General features: G+C 52.1%; 17 protein-coding genes and 1 riboswitch. Of the genes, 10 read left to right on the forward strand and 7 right to left on the reverse strand.

Annotated elements, in window-relative coordinates:
* The first annotated feature begins 14 nt into the window (after positions 1-14).
* Complete coding sequence (locus KUE00_RS08740; RefSeq protein WP_246759398.1) at positions 15-1070, forward strand: ABC transporter substrate-binding protein; 1056 nt, start codon at positions 15-17, stop codon at positions 1068-1070.
* Positions 1071-1139: 69 nt separating this feature from the next.
* Here KUE00_RS08740 and KUE00_RS08745 read toward each other — a convergent pair whose 3' ends face one another.
* The gene (locus tag KUE00_RS08745) at positions 1140-2189 is read right to left on the reverse strand and encodes a PLP-dependent cysteine synthase family protein (protein ID WP_246759400.1); all 1050 of its coding nucleotides are present in this window, start codon (positions 2187-2189) and stop codon (positions 1140-1142) included.
* Between the two features lie 48 nt (positions 2190-2237).
* Positions 2238-3242, reverse strand: a complete 1005-nt coding sequence (locus KUE00_RS08750) for an ABC transporter permease (protein WP_246759402.1) — start codon at positions 3240-3242, stop codon at positions 2238-2240.
* A gap of 193 nt (positions 3243-3435) precedes the next feature.
* On the opposite strand from KUE00_RS08750, the gene KUE00_RS08755 reads away from it, so the two are divergent.
* Positions 3436-4209 (forward strand): ABC transporter ATP-binding protein, encoded by a 774-nt coding sequence (locus KUE00_RS08755; RefSeq protein ID WP_246759404.1) that lies wholly within the window; start codon positions 3436-3438, stop codon positions 4207-4209.
* 228 nt (positions 4210-4437) lie between these two features.
* Entirely contained in the window at positions 4438-5409 is a 972-nt protein-coding gene (locus KUE00_RS08760) for an Rpn family recombination-promoting nuclease/putative transposase (RefSeq protein WP_246759405.1), read from the forward strand.
* A gap of 67 nt (positions 5410-5476) precedes the next feature.
* Here KUE00_RS08760 and KUE00_RS08765 read toward each other — a convergent pair whose 3' ends face one another.
* The 5 genes from KUE00_RS08765 to tenA form a co-directional block, all read right to left on the reverse strand.
* Positions 5477-6694 carry a diguanylate phosphodiesterase gene (locus KUE00_RS08765; protein WP_246759739.1) on the reverse strand — a complete coding sequence of 406 codons (1218 nt, stop codon included), beginning with the start codon at positions 6692-6694 and terminating at the stop codon, positions 5477-5479.
* Between the two features lie 102 nt (positions 6695-6796).
* Positions 6797-7735 (reverse strand): ABC transporter substrate-binding protein, encoded by a 939-nt coding sequence (locus KUE00_RS08770; RefSeq protein WP_246759407.1) that lies wholly within the window; start codon positions 7733-7735, stop codon positions 6797-6799.
* Between the two features lie 15 nt (positions 7736-7750).
* Positions 7751-8497, reverse strand: a complete 747-nt coding sequence (locus KUE00_RS08775) for an ABC transporter permease (protein WP_246759408.1) — start codon at positions 8495-8497, stop codon at positions 7751-7753.
* Entirely contained in the window at positions 8494-9213 is a 720-nt protein-coding gene (locus KUE00_RS08780; protein ID WP_246759409.1) for an ABC transporter ATP-binding protein, read from the reverse strand. The genes KUE00_RS08775 and KUE00_RS08780 overlap by 4 nt, the downstream gene beginning before the upstream one ends.
* On the reverse strand, positions 9210-9887 hold the full coding sequence (gene tenA, locus KUE00_RS08785; RefSeq protein WP_246759410.1) for a thiaminase II: 678 nt from the start codon (positions 9885-9887) through the stop codon (positions 9210-9212). The genes KUE00_RS08780 and tenA overlap by 4 nt, the downstream gene beginning before the upstream one ends.
* 56 nt (positions 9888-9943) lie before the next feature.
* Positions 9944-10046, reverse strand: a riboswitch (TPP riboswitch).
* A 525-nt stretch (positions 10047-10571) separates the two neighbouring features.
* Between tenA and tssB the strand changes: the two genes are divergently transcribed.
* The 7 genes from tssB (at position 10572) to KUE00_RS08820 (ending at position 18264) form a co-directional block, all read left to right on the forward strand.
* On the forward strand, positions 10572-11060 hold the full coding sequence (gene tssB / locus KUE00_RS08790) for a type VI secretion system contractile sheath small subunit (RefSeq protein WP_246759411.1): 489 nt from the start codon (positions 10572-10574) through the stop codon (positions 11058-11060).
* Complete coding sequence (gene tssC / locus KUE00_RS08795) at positions 11060-12538, forward strand: type VI secretion system contractile sheath large subunit (RefSeq protein WP_246759412.1); 1479 nt, start codon at positions 11060-11062, stop codon at positions 12536-12538. Before tssB ends, tssC begins: the two co-directional genes overlap by 1 nt.
* Positions 12539-12607: 69 nt before the next feature.
* The gene (locus KUE00_RS08800; protein ID WP_246759413.1) at positions 12608-13102 is read left to right on the forward strand and encodes an Hcp family type VI secretion system effector; all 495 of its coding nucleotides are present in this window, start codon (positions 12608-12610) and stop codon (positions 13100-13102) included.
* Positions 13103-13131: 29 nt separating this feature from the next.
* Positions 13132-13536 carry a GPW/gp25 family protein gene (locus KUE00_RS08805; RefSeq protein ID WP_246759415.1) on the forward strand — a complete coding sequence of 135 codons (405 nt, stop codon included), beginning with the start codon at positions 13132-13134 and terminating at the stop codon, positions 13534-13536.
* Between the two features lie 11 nt (positions 13537-13547).
* On the forward strand, positions 13548-15350 hold the full coding sequence (gene tssF / locus KUE00_RS08810; protein ID WP_246759416.1) for a type VI secretion system baseplate subunit TssF: 1803 nt from the start codon (positions 13548-13550) through the stop codon (positions 15348-15350).
* Positions 15341-16291: a type VI secretion system baseplate subunit TssG gene (tssG, locus tag KUE00_RS08815; protein ID WP_246759418.1), complete on the forward strand. Its 951-nt coding sequence runs from the start codon at positions 15341-15343 to the stop codon at positions 16289-16291. Before tssF ends, tssG begins: the two co-directional genes overlap by 10 nt.
* Entirely contained in the window at positions 16282-18264 is a 1983-nt protein-coding gene (locus KUE00_RS08820; RefSeq protein ID WP_246759419.1) for a type VI secretion system Vgr family protein, read from the forward strand. Before tssG ends, KUE00_RS08820 begins: the two co-directional genes overlap by 10 nt.
* The last annotated feature ends 1 nt before the right edge of the window (position 18265 follow it).

Consider the following 18265-nt stretch of genomic DNA (forward strand, 5'->3'; position numbering starts at 1 on the left):
TTTCAGGGGGTAGTGTGACTCTATATTCAGGTTTATCACGTCGTCGGTTTCTTCATTATTCTGCCGCCGCTCTGGCGACAGGCGCATTTTCTCCAGCTCTGTTTGCAAATGCGATGCCGGATATGACGATGCCGCGCGATTTAGTACAGGGAGGGGCGGGAAAATGGGCTTTGGCGCAGCCAACAAAAGTGCGGCTTGCGGTTAACCTGAACGCTATTTGCCTCGCGCCCGTTATCGTAGCTGACCAACATCAGTTTTTTAAAGCGCACAATCTTGACGTGGAGTTTGTGAATTTTGGCAATTCCACCGAATTACTGCTGGAGGCTATCGCCACCGGCAAAGCGGAAGCGGCGGTTGGCATGGCGCTACGCTGGCTCAAGGCGCTGGAGCAGGGATTTGACGTGAAGCTTACCGCCGGCACGCACGGCGGCTGTATGCGGCTGGTAACGCTTGATAACGGCCCCGCTACGCTGGAGGCGCTGAAAGGTAGAACAATTGGCGTCACCGATATGGCTGGCGCAGATAAGAACTTTTTTTCGCTGTTATTAAAGCGGCACGGTCTCGATCCCAATAGCGATGTTAGCTGGCGCGTTTATCCGCAGGATTTACTGCCGATGGTGCTAAAAAAAGGAGAAATACAGGCAGCGAGCGGGTCGGATCCGGTGATGTGGCGATTGACGCAGCAGCCGGGCTATCGTGAGGTTGCTACTAATCTTTCCGATACCTACGCGCACCTTAGCTGCTGCGTTATTGGCGCACGCGGCAGCTTAATTCGCGACAGGCCGGAAGTAGCGGCGGCCATCACCCACGCTATTTTGCAGGCGCACGCCTTTGCTGCTCAGCATCCTGACGCGATCGGCCAGGAATTTAACAGTAAAGCGCTCAATACAAATCCACAGGAGATAGCCAGCGTGTTGAAAACGCATACGCATGGCCACTATTCGGTGGGCGAAGCTTTTGTAAAAGAGATTGATATTTACGCACATGACCTGAAAGCCATTAACGTACTGCGCCCGGAAACCGACCCGCTGCTGTTTGCCAAAGGCATTACTGCGGATGTGCTGGTGTAACAGCTGTTCAGTCAGGCAGTAATGGAAGGCCTGGCGCATGGACGCGCCAGACTAATCATCAGGAAAGGGTTATAAAAGCTGCTGAGAGGTTTGCACAGCGGTGGCATTTTTCAGCTCTTCCACAGGCTGCTGATGGTTAAACAGATCGGTGGAAAGGTAGTTTGCGCCGCCGTCGGCCAGCAGCAGAACAATCCGCTTACCGTGATTTTCTGGCCTTGCCGCCAGCTGTTGCCCGGCCCAGAGCACCGCACCGGAAGAGTCGCCAACCAGCACGCCTTCCGCCAGCGCAAACTGCCGTGCTGCCTGATAAGCCTGCCAGGTTTCCACTGCAATAACTTCATCACAGATCTGCGTATCCAGATTAGGCGGAACGCGTTCTGGCGGCTGATTACTGAAGGCGTGGACGCCGGTTATTTCCAGCGGCTCCGGCTGCCGCTCGCTCGGCTGCGAATCAACTCCCGGTTCCACTGCCACAACGCGGATCGCCGGATTTTGCGCTTTCAGATAGCGGCTGGTGCCGGAAAGCGTGCCGCCAGTACCGACAGACGCGACAAAAATATCCAGTTCACCGTCGGTATCACGCCAGATTTCTGGCCCGGTGGTCAGTTCGTGTATCCGTGGATTTGCCGGGTTTTGTAGCTGCTGCAAAAAATGAACGTGCGGTTCGGCCTCTGTTACCTGGGCGACCAGCCAGCGCGTGCCGGCAACAAAGTCGCCATCACTGGCCTCATAGAATTCGGCAAAGCCCGGCACGGTGCTGAAAGGTACGACTTCGGCACCGTAAGCCTGAATGATTTTGCTGCGTTCAATGCTGACAAAATCGTTAATATAAACGCGAAAACGGTAGCCTTTGGCCGCCGCAAATGCCGCCACGCCAATACCGGTATTGCCACTGGTGGTTTCGGCAATAATATCGCCAGGCTTAAGCAGGCCATCGCGTTCAGCCTGTTCAATCATGGCCAGCGCAATTCGGTCTTTTACGCTGTGGTTAGGATTAAACAACTCAAGCTTGCCGATTAAGTCAGCCTTAAGATGTTGTTGCTGGCTAAAGCGCGACAGGCGTAACAGCGGCGTCTGGCCGATCAGTTCAGCAATCGAGCCATAGATAGATGCGGCCATAAGCGATACCTCTAAAAAAGGCGGGCGGTCTGCCCACAAGAAAGGGAATTACCATTTCACCGCGTTGCGCTGCCAGGCGAGCGTACGGTCACGCAAAATAAACAGCAGCGTAATCAGCGACGAGAACAGCACGGCCATGACAATCAATGCGGCATACATATTGGCGTAAGCTGCCCAACCTTGCGCCCACTGCAAATACCAGCCAAGCCCGGACTTCACGCCCATCATCTCTGCCGCAACCAGCACGGAGAAGGAGGCACCCAGTCCCATAAACAGCCCGACAAACAGATGCGGTAGCGAAGCGGGAACGGCCACGCGCAGAACCAGAAACAGTGAATTTGCGCCCAGCGTTCTCGCCACGTCGTAATAGCGATTATCCACGCTGGACACGCCTGACCAGGTCAATACCGTTACCGGAAACCAGGTTGCCAGCGCAATCAGAAATATTGCGGCGGAAAAGCTCGAAGGGAAGAAATAGAGCGACAGCGGTAGCAGTGCGGTAGAGGGCACCGGGCCAAGAAACCGCAGGACCGGATGAACCCAGTAACCTAAACCGCGCGACCAGCCAATCACCACACCGGTGATAAATCCCGCCAGGCTGCCAAACAGAAAACCGAACGCCAGCAGGCGAAGAGAATTAAGTACGCTGTCCAGCAGCCGCGGCCAGTCGGTCGCGTAAGCTTCTATCAGCGCGCGAGGTGGAGCAAAGAAGGGGGCGGGCAGCAGCGCCAGCTTGGCGGTAACGTATTCCCAAAGACCGATCAATATCGCCAGCGCAATCAGCCAGCGCCCGCTGCGTTTTAGCGGCTGCCACACGGCCAGATTTGGCGTCAGGCTGGAACCCAGTGCCAGTACGCTAAGCAGCGTAGCCAGGCCAGCAAAAAGCTCGTGGGTTTGTTGTACAAAGCGTGGTGCGGCAAAACCTTGCGGCTTATCCGGTACGATAACCATCAGCGCGACCAGCGCCCACCAGAAAAATATTGCTCCCCACAGCGCAGGCGCAATACGACGCGCGGCGCCAGAACGGCGTAATAACAGAACTTCACTGGCCATGCTTGTCTCCCTGCCCGAATTTTATGGCACTATCGCAAAGAGGCTTCATACGGCCAAATAACAAATGCGTATGAGTTCATGCAGTATTTACTTATGTCTTTTAGCGAAATTGGTTGCCGCTATTCGCATATTTCCTTTTATCGCTGCGTGTTATTTATGAGTATAAATTGCAGTTTTTAAGGAGGATAAAACCATGAGTAGAGACGTTGGTGTCAATATTGCCATTGAAAATGTCAGTCACCATTTCACTTTAGAAGGCAGTGAACTTGCCGTACTGGAAAATATTAATTTGCAGGTGGAGGCAGGTGAATTTGTCGCATTGCTGGGGCCATCCGGCTGCGGTAAATCCACGCTACTGCGCCTGCTGGCAGGCCTGGAGCAACCGGCAACCGGCGCGCTGGTCGAAGAAGGCCAGGCTATAACCGCGCCGCATCCTTCACGCGTGGTGGTTTTCCAGGATCCGACGCTTTATCCGTGGCGTACGGTTTACGACAATGTGGGGCTGGGATTACAAATTCGTGGCGAAAGCAAAAAAGCGGCAGAAGGGCAAATTCATGCCATGCTCGACCGTGTTGGGCTGCGCGAGTTTGCCCGTGCATGGCCGCATCAGCTCTCCGGCGGTATGGCTCAGCGCGCTGCGCTGGCTCGGGCCTTAATTAACCATCCGCGCCTGCTGATACTTGATGAGCCGCTGGGTAAGCTGGATTCATTAACGCGCCTGCGCATGCAGCAGGAAATTGTCGATTTATGGCAGGAAAAACGTTTCACCACGCTAATGGTGACGCACGACGTCGAGGAAGCGCTGATAATGGCGAACCGCGTGGTGGTCTTTAGTCCACGCCCGGCACGCGTGCTGGATATTATTACCGTCAATTCGGCTTACCCACGTCGCCGCGATGACGCCCTGCTTATTGCATTACGCAGTCGTATTCTGGCGCTATTAGAGCATGACCGTGCGGTGGCGTAGGGCATTACAGCCAGGAAATATGCTGGCGGCATTACCTGGTTCAGTTTTATGACGTTCGATGCCTCTTTACGCGCACTATTTGCTCTCGTCACGCAAAGGGGAACGGCCGTTCTGTGCAATAACCTGTTCATTTAACGTGTTGATGTATAAGTAAAATTTATTGATCGCCGCTCTTTTCTGTGTCAGCATCTGGTCGTTGATAATAACCAAGGCACAGGAAGGCCCACGATGAAAACCAGTACCCCTACGCCGCACGACGCGGTGTTTAAAACGTTTCTTTCGCACCCGCAAACCGCGCGAGATTTTCTTGAATTACATCTTCAGCCTGACCTGCTGAAAATCTGCGACCTCAATACGTTAAAGCTGGAGTCAGGCAGCTTCATTGAGGAGGATTTGCGGCCTTACTATAGTGATGTGCTCTATTCGTTACGTACGACGAAAGGCGATGGCTATATTTACGTTCTGATTGAGCACCAGAGCAAGCCGGATAAGTTAATGGCTTTTCGCCTGATGCGTTATTCTGTTGCCGCAATGCAACGCCATCTGGATAGCGGGCATGACTTTTTACCGCTGGTAGTGCCCGTACTGTTTTATCAGGGAGGGAAAAGCCCTTATCCTTATAGCCTGAACTGGCTGGATCTGTTTAGCGAACCCGAGCTGGCCGCCCGCCTGTACGGTGGCGCTTTTCCTCTTGTTGATATCACGACTATCTCTGATGATGAAATCATGAAGCATCGCACTATGGCCGTGCTGACATATTTGCAAAAGCACATTCGACAGCGTGATATGCAGGAGTTAAAAGATCGCCTGATCACGCTATTACTGTCGGAATTTATTACCGGACAACAGTTAACCGCACTGATAAACTATATGCTTCAGGCGGGGGAAACGCCGAATGTGAAAGGCTTTATTCACGAACTGGCACGGCAAATGCCGCAGCATAAGGATGAACTGATGACAATGGCAAAAAGACTGGAGCAGATAGGCCGGGAACAGGGCCTGAAAAAAGGCATGGCGGAAGGCATGGCTCAGGGCATGGTTCAGGGCATAGAGAAAGGACGCGAACAAGGCGTCCAGCTTGGCGAGCGCGAAGCCAGCGCGAAAATTGCCCGCAACATGCTGGCTAAGGGCTTCGAAATCGCTGCGGTGAGAGAATTAACCGGCCTGTCCGAGCAAGATCTGCAGCAGATCTGTCATTAGCTACGCAGCCAACGGGCGGCCTGATGCTGCCGCCCGTTGGCATCTTCTGGAATACCGACTTCATACTCTACCAGGCTTCAACCTTTTCAGGCCAGGCGACCGCAGGAATACCGTTCAGCTCCGGTGCGGCAAATAATGCCCCCTGGAAGTGACAGACGCCTGCTGACTCCAGCCACATCCACTCTTCCGGTTTCGTTACGCCTTCGGCAATCACGGTAATTTGCAGGGAAGAGCAGCACTTAAGAATAGCCTGGACGATAGCCTGCTTCGGGCCGCTTTTATGCACATCATGGATGATATTGCGGTCAATTTTAATTTTGTCCGGCTGAAACTGCGCCAGCAGCAGCAGGCCAGCAGAGCCAGCGCCAAAGTCGTCAATGGCGAGGCTAATACCGGAGGCCTTTAGCTTCCTGATGGCGGCGGCAAACTCGTCGGCGCGGGCAATTGCGCCATTTTCCGTTACTTCAACCACAATTTGTTCCGGTACCAGACCGTTAGCGTGGATCTCCTGCAGCAGGAAATCGACCGCTTCTGGCACTACTACCAGCGACATCGGCAGCAGATTGATTGACAGCGTCAGGCCATCAATGCCCAATTTTTTCGCCAGCGCGAAAGCCAGTTTCTTCGACTTAAGATCGACTTCATAGCGTTCTTCACGCGGAAGTTGCGCCAGATACTCAGACGATGAAACGCCGCTGGCAGGCTGCATCACGGCTTCCAGTGATACTACCTGACGAGAGAGCGGGTCGATAATAGGCTGAAAGACGAAACTGTAATCATCCGTGGCCGCAACGGCTTCTTTCAGGCTCCTTTTGCTGCTTTCGGCGATAAACTCCCAGGCATCACCAGGCGGGATTTCAAAATAATTTTCCCTTTCCGTCGCTTCAGCGAAAACGCGTAAAAATTGCAGAGCCCGGTCATCATAAGTTAGCTGATATTTTGAAGTTCCTTTATCCAGCACGGCCTGTAGCACTTTCGCCTGGTCATACTCACGCAGATCGAAAAGCTCCATGCCTACGTTGCCGAAGCGGCGGGCCGGAGCGTAATCGCGCATGAGTTCAACCAGGTTGTGATGGCGCGGATCGCGGCAAATACCGTCATAGATTGCGAGCACGGCGTCTTCTGGCCCTTCCAGTAGCTGAAAGAAGTGCGTGCCGTTAAACAGCAAAATACCGGTAACGTTGTGCGATTCGTTGACTTTATTGGCCTCAACTGCCAGCTTCGCCAGCGTCTTCAGAGGGACTTCATCAGAGATATGGCTACGATAGATGATTGTTGACAGCATCGAGGTTTCCAGAATATGTGCTAATTGTTGCATACCTTACCAGAAGAGTTTGCAGGGTTGTCCAGCGTATTTTCAAATCAACGGTAAAGTCAGTGCAAATACTCACTGAATTTCAGCCGTATAGTCATCAACCGGCGTGATTTTCTTGATCAGCCTGTTGGTAAACAGAAACTGCTCATAGTGCTGATAGCGCTGCCGATCCAGACGGGCCGGATCGCGGGCAAACAGCGGTAGTGTTTTCACCCATGCCTGTCTGTTTAGCTCGGTATCAAGTTCAGGGTGCGCTTTGGCAAAAGCCAGCCAGCTCTCCTGCGGATGCGCCTGCAAATAGTCGCTACCTTGCTTTAAAGCTGCCAGAAACTTTTTGATCGCGGGCCTTGCGACCTCATCACGCCTTGCAACGATAATCAGCTCGTCGTAGGCCGGCACACCGTAATCTTCTACGTTAAACACATGCGGTTCGTGACCCTGTAACTTTACCTCCAGTGCTTCTATATTGCGGTAGCCGCCAATTACTGCATCGACTTTGCCCGTCAGCAGCGCGCTGGTTAGCTGGAAATTTACGTTCACCAGCTTTACGTCGTCTGCTTTCAGGTGCTCGTGCTCAAGCATAGTGGCGAGCGTAGCTTGTTCAATGCCGCTTACGGAGTAACCCACGGATTTTCCTTTAAGATCTGACAGTGAGTGAACATTTTTATCCAGCGTCATCAACGTATTAAGCGGTGAGTTTATTAATGTTGCTACTCGTACCAGCCCCAGCCCCTGGTCGGCAAAAAAATGCAGCTGCGGCTGATAGGTAACGGCAAGATCGGCCTTATGCGCTACCACCAACCGGGGCGGCAAGGCCGGATCCGAAGGCGGTATAATATCAATATCCAGCCCCTGAGCTTTAAAAGCTCCGATTTGCTGTGCGACCATAATCGGTGCATGGTCAGGATTAACGTACCAGTCGAGCATTAGCGTGAGTTTTTCCGCCGCGTTTGCCTGAGCGATGCACGCGAAACCGGGCAATAGTAAAGACAGAACGATTTTTTTCATCATTGTTTCCCTTAGCGTTTAATTATGTTCGGGCGTCCAGTCAATCAGCCGCCGCAATAAAGCATCCGTTGCCGCCCAAAGCGAAAGCGTCATCACAATCAAAATCAGCAGCGCCGCAAAGCAGAGATCGCTTTGCATACGAGCATTGGCATTCAGCATCACAAAACCCAGCCCCTGCGCGGAACCTACCCATTCGCCAATAATGGCACCAATCGGCGCTACCGCCGCGGCCATGCGCAAGCCGGAACCGAAAGCGGGTAGTGCCGCCATGAGTCGGACATGGCGCAGTATCGCCCAGCGGGAAGCGCCCATGGTGCTGGCCAGATCGAGGTAGTCCTGGCTGACCCGCCGCAAGCCGTCAAAAAAGGCAGAGGTGACCGGAAAAAAAATCACCAGCACGGCCATTACTACTTTGGCGCTCATACCAAAACCGAACCAGAGTACCAACAGCGGCGCGAGCGCAAAGACGGGGATGGCCTGGCTGGTTAACACCAGCGGCATCAGCCAGCGCTGCAGACGAGGCGAGAAGATCATTAATAACGCCAGCAGAGAGCCAAGGACGACGCCCACTGCCATGCCGCAGGCGATCTCCGCTGCGGTAGTCATGGTGTGATAAGCCAGATAGTCCCGATTAATCCATAGCGCCCGGGCCACGGAGGCTGGCGAAGGCAGTAAAAAAGCGGGAATAGTGCCGAGCGTGATCAGCCACCACAGGGTTATCAAGCCGACAAATACCGTCAGGGTGCGACGCAATGAGGCTTTCATCTGGTCGTCTCTGTTAACTGCTGCATAAGCGCGGCCTGACTTTGTAATAAAGCAGGATTATCAAGTGAACGGGGGAGTTCGTCGGCGCTCAGCAGTACCTCGTTAAGGCCGGAGGTGGAAAGCACCAGCAGGCGATGGCTGAGTCGACAGGCTTCGGCAGGATCGTGCGTAATTAGCAGAACGGTATGCTGCGCGAGAAGCTCGACAGCCAGCTCCTGAACGGCAGCCCGGGTAATGGCATCCAGTGAGGAAAAAGGCTCATCCATCAGCACAACTGGCCTGCGCTCATACAGCGTGCGGGCGATCGCGGCCCGCTGGCGCATTCCGCCGGAAAGCGTCGCGGGTCGGGCGTGGTGAAGGTTTGCCAGGCCTACGCGCTCCAGCAAATGCTCAGCCCATTGCCGATCGGCTTTTTCACCGCGCAGACGTGCGCCCACGGTCACGTTATCGATAACGTTCAGCCATGGATAGAGCAGATCTTTTTGCCCCATCCAGGCAATGCGTTTAACAATGGGCTGACCGTCGCTACCCATCACCGTTCCGGCTGTTGGCGCGGTAAGTCCGGCTATTACCCGCAGCAGACTGGTTTTTCCCACGCCGCTGGCACCCAGCAGCGACACGAAACTTCCGCCAGCGACAGTAAAATTCAGATTGCTAAAGACGGTTTTCCCTGCAAAGGCCAAGCTAAGGTCGTTTACGATGATGCCGGGCGTCATGGCTGCTCCGGCGAAGCGCAGGCGTTCAGGCCCATTTGCCAGAACGCCGCTTCCAGACGGGTTGCCGTGGTAAAAATCTCTGCCAGCGCCGGAAAGCGGCTTTCCCCTCCACGCTCAACGGCCAGTTTCTCAAACAGCGCCAGCGAGGCCTGTACGCCGTTCAGATACTCGACGTCGCCATAATTCTTAATCCATGGCGCATAAGGATTATCAATAAGGACGGTTTTTTTGTCGTTCAGTAAACCAGCGCCGATCTCTGCATAGCCCGCCACGCAGGGTAGCAGCGCGGTAAGTAGCTCTAGCGCATCACCAGAATGGCCGATATCAAGCACATAACGGGTGTAGTTAAGCGTTTCCGGCGCTTCGGTTTCCTGCGCCATTTCTTCCTCAGGAATTCCCCAGCTCGCACAATAGCTTACATGTAAGGGCAGCTCGCTAATAATGGCATTAAGAGAACGGCTGGCAGCACGCAGTTCGGGTAGCGAATGGCATTTACTGGCCAGCAAAGCATAAGCGCGCGCAAAGTGGATGAGAAACAGATAATCCTGAGACAGATAGCGGCGAAACGCGGTGGCGGGAAGCGTGCCGTCAGCCAGCTGACGGAGGAAAGGATGAGCGACATAGTGCTGCCAGTGAGCACCAGCCTGCTGGCGTAATCGTTGGTATAAATCCACGGAACCTCCTTAAACATGGAGATCCGGGCAGGCGCGGGAACAGGCGTTGTCTGGCGATGTGGAGACCAGTCCGTCCCTTCGCTGGCATGACCCAGATCAGGTTCAAAGGGTTCGGCTTGCGCCATCTCAGCCCGTTAAAGGACACCCCTCGGTGGTGAGTGTTATACGTCATTTACTTTTGATTTACAACGCAGCGCCACAAAGAGGGCAAGCTTTGCGATAATGTCCGCGCAGGAAAAAATATTAATTAAATTTTCACTGATGTGCTTAAAAGATAATAAAGAAAAGGCTGTAAGATTTTAAGTTATGCTGTGACGATCGGGCTGAAGTTATTTTTGTCTTTATAAGTATGCGCGTTTAATTTTTTAATTAAATATAATCGCTATCTTAAGTCGTATTGAAAATATCAGAAAATAAAAACTTCATTTAAATTATAAAGCTAAAGATTAAAATTATAGACATTAACCCTCTTTTCAAAGAAGCTAATACCACAATAGATATCACCCAAGCAGTAATACAACTGCGTTTCAGCTGGCTGGAAAGCCAGAGGCCGGAGATTAAAGCAGACAATAAAAAATATTGTCGTTTCTGTGCTTCGGGATTCAGTGTTGCACAGATTCTCGCGCGGCATTAGCAATTATCCGGCCAGACATTTGCCATCAACTCATATCTGGAAAAAAGAAAATGGATAACACCCAACATAAACTGGGAAAAGCACGGCCTCCGCGAGTGCAAATCACCTATGACGTAGAAACTGGCGGCGCGCAATCGCAAAAAGAGCTGCCGCTGGTGATTGGTGTCGTTGGCGAGTTTTCGCAGGATGAAACACCGCTGCGTGACCGGCGATTTGTTCATATTGATAAAGATAATTTTGACGAGGTGATGGCTGGCATGACGTTAAGTCTGGAAATGCTGGTGGATAATGAACTTAATGACCAGGAAGGCAAGCTCGCCGTCGCGCTTAATATTAATTCAATGGAAGACTTCTCTCCGGAAAGCGTTGCCATGCAGGTTGAACCTCTCAGGAAATTACTGGCGCTGCGTGAGCAATTAAGCGATTTACGCAACCGTACGGCCAGCAACGATCGCCTGAAGGAACAGCTGGCGGAATTGTTGGCGAGCCGGGCGGCAGAGCAACCGGAAAACCTGGATAATAAAGAAGGACAAGAGTAATGAGCGTTCAGGAAATGCAGGAAAGCGCCGCTGCTGCGGGCAATGCCGATTATCTCGATCAAATTATCGACCGTACCCAGGCCGTTCGCCGTGAAGCTGACCGCGATAAATTGAAAACGCAGCTTGATAGCTTTTTGACGGAAGTTGCTTCAGGCGCCGTGATTGTCAGTAACGATCTGGTTGGCAGCATTGAAAGCCGTATTGCAGCCATTGATGACATATTGTCGGCGCAGATCAGCAAGATTATGCAGCACAGCGCGTTCCAAAAACTGGAGTCTTCCTGGCGTGGCTTACATAAGCTGGTACAAACCAGCGTAACGGAAAATACGCGTATCCGCTTATTTAACTGTTCAAAAAAGGAGCTACTTAAGGATTTCAAAACAGCTTCAGATTTCGACCAGTCCGTTTTATTTAAAAGTATTTACGAAAGCGAGTACGGTACCTTTGGCGGCGAACCTTATTCGGCTTTTGTCGGTGATTTTGAATTTGATGCCATGCCGGAAGATCTCTATCTGCTGGAGCAAATTTCACACGTGGCGGCAGCCGCCCATGCTCCTTTTCTGACGGCGGTTTCCAGCGGCATGTTTGGCATGAACTCCTTCCAGGAGATGCCTCGTCCGCGCGATCTTGGCAAAATGTTTGATACTTCGGACTATATTCGCTGGCGTTCTTTCCGGCAAAGCGATGATGCTCGCTACGTCGGACTTACGCTGCCTCGTGTTATCGGACGACTGCCTTACGGGGCTAAAACTACGCCGGTTGAAACGTTTTGTTTTGAGGAGCGAATTGATGAAGAGAGTCAGGGAGCCAGCTATCTTTGGGTAAATGCCGCCTACGAACTGGCGGGCCGCATTGTTTGCGCCTTTGAAGAGTATGGCTGGTCAGCGGCGATTCGCGGCGTAGAAGGCGGTGGCCTGGTGAAGTCCATGCCGGTTTATAATTATGTTTCCCGTACCGGAGAAAAAATTACCCACTGTCCGACGGAGGTCGCTATTTCCGACCGCCGGGAAAAAGAGCTGGCGGAGTTAGGTTTCATTCCGTTGGTTTACTGCAAAGGAACCGATTACGCTGCTTTCTTTGCCGTACAGTCGGCTAACAAACCGCGCAAATATGATTCCGATCTGGCAAACGCTAATGCGCGTCTTTCAAGCCAGCTTCAGTATATTTTAACCACTTCACGCTTTGCCCATTACTTAAAAGCAATAGTAAGGGACAAAGTGGGGAGCTTTATGTCCCGAACGGAATGTCAGCAATTTTTACAAACCTGGATAAACCAGTATGTTGTTGGTTCTGACAATGTTGGTATGAATATTAAAGCCAGCCATCCATTACGCGAAGCCAGAATAGACGTGGTTGAAGTGCCTGGCAGTCCGGGAACTTATCGAGCAATCGCTTATCTGCGTCCCCATTTCCAGCTGGAAGGTTTGGGCATGTCTCTTCGTCTGGTTGCAGAGTTGCCTGCTTCCGCTGGCGGTTAAACTGTTTTAATCAGGTAGTATCCGTATCCCTGTCCGCAGGTAGTTAATAATCTTTAAAAGGAAAATGCGATGTCAGAAGTTAATCATTTATTTATGCAGGTTGACGGTATTAAAGGATCTTGTAGCGATAAGGATTACAAAGAGTGGATTGTTATTGAAAACTTCAGCATTCAGTCAATGAATGAATCTAATATTGAGTCGGCCAGTGGTCAAATGAAGGGGAGTAACCCTTATTTTTCGCCAATCAGCATCAGTAAAGGGATTGATGCGACGTCAACTTCCTTTTTTACCAGTGTCCCTAAAGGTACAAATATTAAAAAGATCGTCTTTGTACACACCGAGGTAATCAATGAGAAACGCAGTGAAAGCATGCGTATTACCATTGAAAATTGTGTTATATGCTCTCACAACATTGACGTGGGAAATACGGGAAGAACAGGTTCTGAGTCACTGGTTTTTGCCTACGGCACCATTAAATATGAAACCAACATGGCAAAATCAGACGGTAAGATTGGCAAGCAGGGACCTGTAGGCTGGGACCGCGTAGCGAATACTTCATTATAATTAACGGCTGAGAGCACAAAAGGCATTCTATGTTGTTAAGTATGCTGGCGGATAACGATCCTAAAAATCAGAGTACGCATGAACCCGGTCCAAAGCTGGATTTAGCAGAAGAAATTCTGATGCTTTTATCGAGCCGCCCGCGTGATTATCACGTCAATGATTTGCCTGAAGTGTGCCGTTCAGTCATTAATTATGGTATTAGCGATATTTTCCCTGATGGCCTGTCAAAAACAGAACGTGTTGCAATAATGCAGGCCCGTCTGCTTAAAACGCTACGGCTTTTTGAACCAAGGTTTAAAAATATTTCCGTAACTCAGGGAGATGAAAACCAGGGCTGTAGCGTTTTTATTATTACTGCAGAAATGAATGGTGACGGCGTTTACTTACCTCTTGAGTGGGACGATCTGCTCGGCAACTTTTCAATACGTGCATAACAGGAAGAAAGATGCTGGCGAAAAAACTGCTTTCGTATTATCAAAACGAACTGAGCTATCTGCGCAAATATGGTGAACGCTTTGCCAGCCATTTTCCGAAGATTGCGCGCAGGCTTGGTTTGTCCGGCGGCTATTCTGAAGATCCTCACGTTGAGCGCATCATTGAATCTTTTGCGTTAGTGACCGCGCAAATTCAGCAGAAGCTGGATGAGGATATGCCGGAGGTAACGGAAGCGCTTTTAACCGCCCTGGCTCCGCAGTTTCTGCGTCCCTGGCCGTCTGTCTGTATTGTGCAAATGAACGCGGACAGCAAAACCAGCGGTCTGAAAACCGGTAGCGAGCTAGCCGCCGGAACTCCGTTGTATTCACGTGATACGAGCGGCCACACCTGTCGTTTTAAAACGTTATATCCCGTTATGCTGCAACCGCTAACGACCGAAGCGGCGGCGTTACAGTATGATACCCATACTATGCAGTGGCATCTGACGCTGCGTCTTAAAGTCTGGCCCGGCGCAACTTTTAACGCATCCTCTTTTCGTCTTTTTTTGCATGGCGGCAATATGGCCGTCAGCCTTCTTTATAGTCTGCTGTGCGATGGCGTAGAGCATTTTTCTTTGCTGTGTGCTGAGCGTTATTTTCCACTTGGCGCGGCGGATATTCAGCCCGTGGGTTTTCAAAAAGGCGAGGGTATTCTTGAAGCCGATCCGGGCATTTCACCGGTTTATACATTATTGCAGGACTATTTTTTATATCCGCAAAAATTTCATTTTCTGGATTTCAGGTTACCCTCTGGTTTCTCTGCCGGCAGTCAGGAAACGATAACGCTGTCATTTCGCTTTCGCCAGGACGCGATGCGCCATAAGCCAGAAAATATTGCGCCCGCGATCGATAAAACCTTTTTCCGCCTGCACTGTACGCCAGCCGTCAACCTTTTCTCCTTGCGTGCTGAACCGATTATTCCGCATCTACAGAATGCTGAATATCCCGTTATTCCCGATGTACGCTGTGCCGATAAAGTTGCCGTGTGGTCAATCGATAACGTTTCCGCCATGCATAAAGAGGGCAATGAAAGTCTGCCTCGACGCATCGCACCGTTATATGGCCTGGATCGTTCTGCCAGCGACAGGGAACCAGACATTTTCTGGCAAAGCATCCAGCGTCAGACGTTGACGAACAGAGGCGAAGCTTCGGCAATGTTTATCGCCTTTTCCGACCGCAGCGAGCGTCCGCTTGCGCCGCAAAGCGATTTAATTGGGCTGGAATTAACCTGTTATGACCAGGATATTCCCGCCAGCATGAAAAATGGACATCCGCAGGGCGATTTTGATGCTGAGCTGCCGGTGGCGGCAGTTAAAATTGTCGCCTTAACCCGGCCTACGCTTTCTGTTCCCCGGCCGTTAAAGCAGGCTTCGCGCTGGCGGTTAATTTCACATTTATCACTCAACCATATGCTGATCAGCGGCCCAAACGGCGTAGCGGTGCTGAAAGAAACGCTGTCGCTCTACAGCGCCGGTGCCAATCCCGATAACGATCGGCTCATTGACCTGATTAAGCAGATAGAAGTTACGCCGGTGATGGCTCGGCTAATCAGTCACGATCCGCGATCGCTGGCCCGTGGGATTGAAATCGAAGTTACTTTCTACCGAGCGGCAGCGGATGAGCTGGGATATTTCCTGTTTTGCCGTTTTATTGAGCATTTCCTGGCTCTCTACGCGCCGGTCAATAGCTTTTCTAAAGTCATTACCACTATCGAACATCATGAAGATTTCCGGCGCTGCTGGCCCGTACGTGCAGGGAGGCTTTCGTGGATTTAAGCCAGGTCTTAAGTAAGCACCACTTTTGCCAGCAGGTGCGCCTGATGTTACGCCAGCTTTCTCCCTGTGCAGGTTCGCAACGCCTGGCGGCACTAAAAAGCCGCCTCTGGTTTACGTCGCCGCTGTCGCTGGATGCGCCGGAAGGTGAAACAGGCGCAATAACGAAAACAGCGGATGGTCTGTGGCAGATTGAAGTGCAGGTTCACGGGCTGACTGGCGCGCTGGGCGCATTGCCTGCGGTTTATACCGAATGGCTGATCGGACGTTATTACCGCTACGGCGACACGGCGGCTAAAGCCTTCCTGGATATGTTCAATAACCGCCTGTACCAGCTGCGTTATCAGGCCTGGCTGAAATATCACTTTTGCGCGAGCTACGAAAACAGCGATCGGCTGCCGTTAAGCGAAGCGATCCGCGGGCTGGCTGGCGTTATGCAGTCTGCGCCAACGCTTCAGCAGGAGGCCTTTGCCGGTTTTTTTGCTAATCCGCTGCGTTCGCTGGTTCATCTGGAAAACTGGCTAAGCACGCGTTATGCCGTGCCGGTCAGCGTGACGCCTTTTACCGGTGGCTGGCAAGAAATGTCGCCAGAGCAGTGCTGCTGCCTGGGCCGTCCTGAGCAAACGCTGGGGCAGGCCCCGATGATCGGCAGAGTGTGTCTGGATATGGCGGCCAGCTTCACCGTCACGCTGGGACCGCTACGCGATGCGGACAGGTTTTTACCGGAAGGTGACCGCTACAACAGTCTGTGGCAGAGCATCCGGGACTACGTCGGTCCGGGACTGAAAATTATTATCGACGTGCTGATTGAAGGTGGAAGGCAAAACAGCATCGGGCCGGGAAACGGACAACTCGGACGGGATCTCTGCCTGGGCCAGCCCGGCGCAGGCTATCACCGTATTCGCTTACCTGCCTGGCAGGAAAAGGAGCAAAAATGTCATTAATGGCAAAAGATCGTTTTCTGCGCTTTTGCAGCGCTAAGGCACAGTCACTGGTCATTCTCTCTGCGGAAGGAGAAGAGCGGCTTGCAACGCCTTATCAGTGGCGAATCAGTTTTTATTCCGCCTTGTCGCTGGAAGAGACTAAAGCGCTTTTAGGCACCGAACTGGCTTGTCAGATCGGCGAAGGCAACCACTCCCGCTATCTGCATGGTGTGCTTACCGATCTGGCGATGGTTACCGATGATGAGGCGGCCTGTTTGTATAGCGCAACGCTACAGCCGCATTTAGCATTGTTGCAGCATGGCTGCAATCTGGCCGTGTTTCAGCATATCAGCGTGCCCGACCTGGTTTGCCAGATATTGCGCCGCAATAATATTAAAAATATTGAGCTACGCCTGCAGGCAAGCTATCAGCCCCGCGAATATTGTATTCAATATCGTGAATCCGATTTTGCTTTTATCAGCCGCTTACTGGAATCGGAAGGGATCTATTACTTCTTCAGCCATACGGCCAGCCAACATACCTTAATTCTGGTCGATCACCCCTCCGGCCATCACGCCGCGGCCATCGCCGCATTGCCCTGGCATCAACTCGCAGGGAGCGAGAATAACGGCGGTATCCTTAGCTGGAAAGGCGCAATGTCGCTAACGGCGGCTTGTGTACAGTACAAATCTTTTAATGTCGAGCAGGCAAAAGCGGTAGAGGGCGAATGCCAGGGCAATAAAAACGGCGTTGACGGCGTCAGCTTTATTGATGCCCATGGTTTGAGCAAACGCGATGAGCTGCAGGCCGCCGCACGTTTGAAGATGGAACAGCTTGAGGCGCAAACCCAGCACAGCGAAGTCCAGCTTCAGGCCTGGTGGCTGAGCTGCGGTGAAAAAATCTCCCCGGTCGGACATCCCTCTGTCAAAGGCGAATTCAACATCAGCAGCCTTTGGCTGTCGGTCAGCAATAATCTGGAAAACCAGACCCACAGACTGCACTGTCACGCCACGGTTTTTGACAGCTCGCTGACCTGGCGTCCACCTTGCCAGACGCCCGTGCCGCAAATCGCTGGCGTGCTTACCGCGACCGTGGTGGGCCCGGCGGCAGAAGAGATTCATACTGATAAATATGGCCGCATCAAAATTCAGTTTCCCTGGGACGCTGATAACAACTATGACGACAGCAGCTCCTGCTGGGTTCGCGTATCTCAGCCCTGGAGCGGCAGCGGCTTTGGGGCATTGTTTATTCCGCGTATCGGCAGCGAAGTGCTGATCGGTTTTATACACGGTAATCCGGATTACCCGGTGGTGACCGGCACGGTTTACAACGGCAAAAACCAGCCGCCTCTGGCGCTACCGCAGGAGAAAAACCAGGCCGGCTTCATCTCACGTAGTTCCCTGGACGGCAATGCAGAAGAGGGACATCAGTTGCGCTTTGATGACAGCAAAGGTGAGGAAAAGCTGCTGATCGTTTCGCAAAAAGATCTGCTGTTAAAGATCAAAAACGATCTGATCGCAGAAATCGCTAACGAGGTCAAAAACACTATCGGTGCGGGCCGTACTACGGAGATCAGCAAGGGCGATGAAAGCCTGACGCTATGTCAGGGAAACCATCAGCTGACGCTCGAACAGGGGAATCTCTCGACCGAGATCAAGCAAGGAAAGATGGTCCTGAAGCTGGATAAGGGGGACTACAGCCTGGAGGTGAAAGGCAACCAGAAAGAGAGCCTGAGCGGCGGCAATCATAGTCTGAACGTTAGCGGCGGCGGCAGCACCGTTAAAGCAGATAAAAGCTGCGTGATTGAATCAACGCAGTCCATCGAGTTAAAAGTCGGCAGTAACAAGATATCTATTACGCCCGCGGGCATTACGCTGAGCGGCACCGTACTCAAAATTGAAGGCAAAGGCACGGCGGAGCTTGGGGGAGCTATGGTCACGGTGAAAGGAAGCGGCATGACTCAGGTCAAAGGCGGCGTGGTCATGATTGGTTAAG

This window comes from Erwinia phyllosphaerae, from assembly GCF_019132875.1.
Classification (GTDB): Bacteria; Pseudomonadota; Gammaproteobacteria; order Enterobacterales; family Enterobacteriaceae; genus Erwinia; species Erwinia phyllosphaerae.

What these genes read in the sequence shown, in the direction of transcription:
- KUE00_RS08745 (WP_246759400.1), bottom strand. Translation starts at nt 2,189, where the DNA reads ATGGCCGCATCTATCTATGGCTCGATTGCTGAACTGATCGGCCAGACG.
- KUE00_RS08750 (WP_246759402.1), bottom strand. Translation starts at nt 3,242, where the DNA reads ATGGCCAGTGAAGTTCTGTTATTACGCCGTTCTGGCGCCGCGCGTCGT.
- KUE00_RS08755 (WP_246759404.1), top strand. Translation starts at nt 3,436, where the DNA reads ATGAGTAGAGACGTTGGTGTCAATATTGCCATTGAAAATGTCAGTCAC.
- KUE00_RS08760 (WP_246759405.1), top strand. Translation starts at nt 4,438, where the DNA reads ATGAAAACCAGTACCCCTACGCCGCACGACGCGGTGTTTAAAACGTTT.
- KUE00_RS08765 (WP_246759739.1), bottom strand. Translation starts at nt 6,694, where the DNA reads ATGCTGTCAACAATCATCTATCGTAGCCATATCTCTGATGAAGTCCCT.
- KUE00_RS08770 (WP_246759407.1), bottom strand. Translation starts at nt 7,735, where the DNA reads ATGATGAAAAAAATCGTTCTGTCTTTACTATTGCCCGGTTTCGCGTGC.
- KUE00_RS08775 (WP_246759408.1), bottom strand. Translation starts at nt 8,497, where the DNA reads ATGAAAGCCTCATTGCGTCGCACCCTGACGGTATTTGTCGGCTTGATA.
- KUE00_RS08780 (WP_246759409.1), bottom strand. Translation starts at nt 9,213, where the DNA reads ATGACGCCCGGCATCATCGTAAACGACCTTAGCTTGGCCTTTGCAGGG.
- tssB (WP_246759411.1), top strand. Translation starts at nt 10,572, where the DNA reads ATGGATAACACCCAACATAAACTGGGAAAAGCACGGCCTCCGCGAGTG.
- tssC (WP_246759412.1), top strand. Translation starts at nt 11,060, where the DNA reads ATGAGCGTTCAGGAAATGCAGGAAAGCGCCGCTGCTGCGGGCAATGCC.
- KUE00_RS08800 (WP_246759413.1), top strand. Translation starts at nt 12,608, where the DNA reads ATGTCAGAAGTTAATCATTTATTTATGCAGGTTGACGGTATTAAAGGA.
- KUE00_RS08805 (WP_246759415.1), top strand. Translation starts at nt 13,132, where the DNA reads ATGTTGTTAAGTATGCTGGCGGATAACGATCCTAAAAATCAGAGTACG.
- tssF (WP_246759416.1), top strand. Translation starts at nt 13,548, where the DNA reads ATGCTGGCGAAAAAACTGCTTTCGTATTATCAAAACGAACTGAGCTAT.
- KUE00_RS08820 (WP_246759419.1), top strand. Translation starts at nt 16,282, where the DNA reads ATGTCATTAATGGCAAAAGATCGTTTTCTGCGCTTTTGCAGCGCTAAG.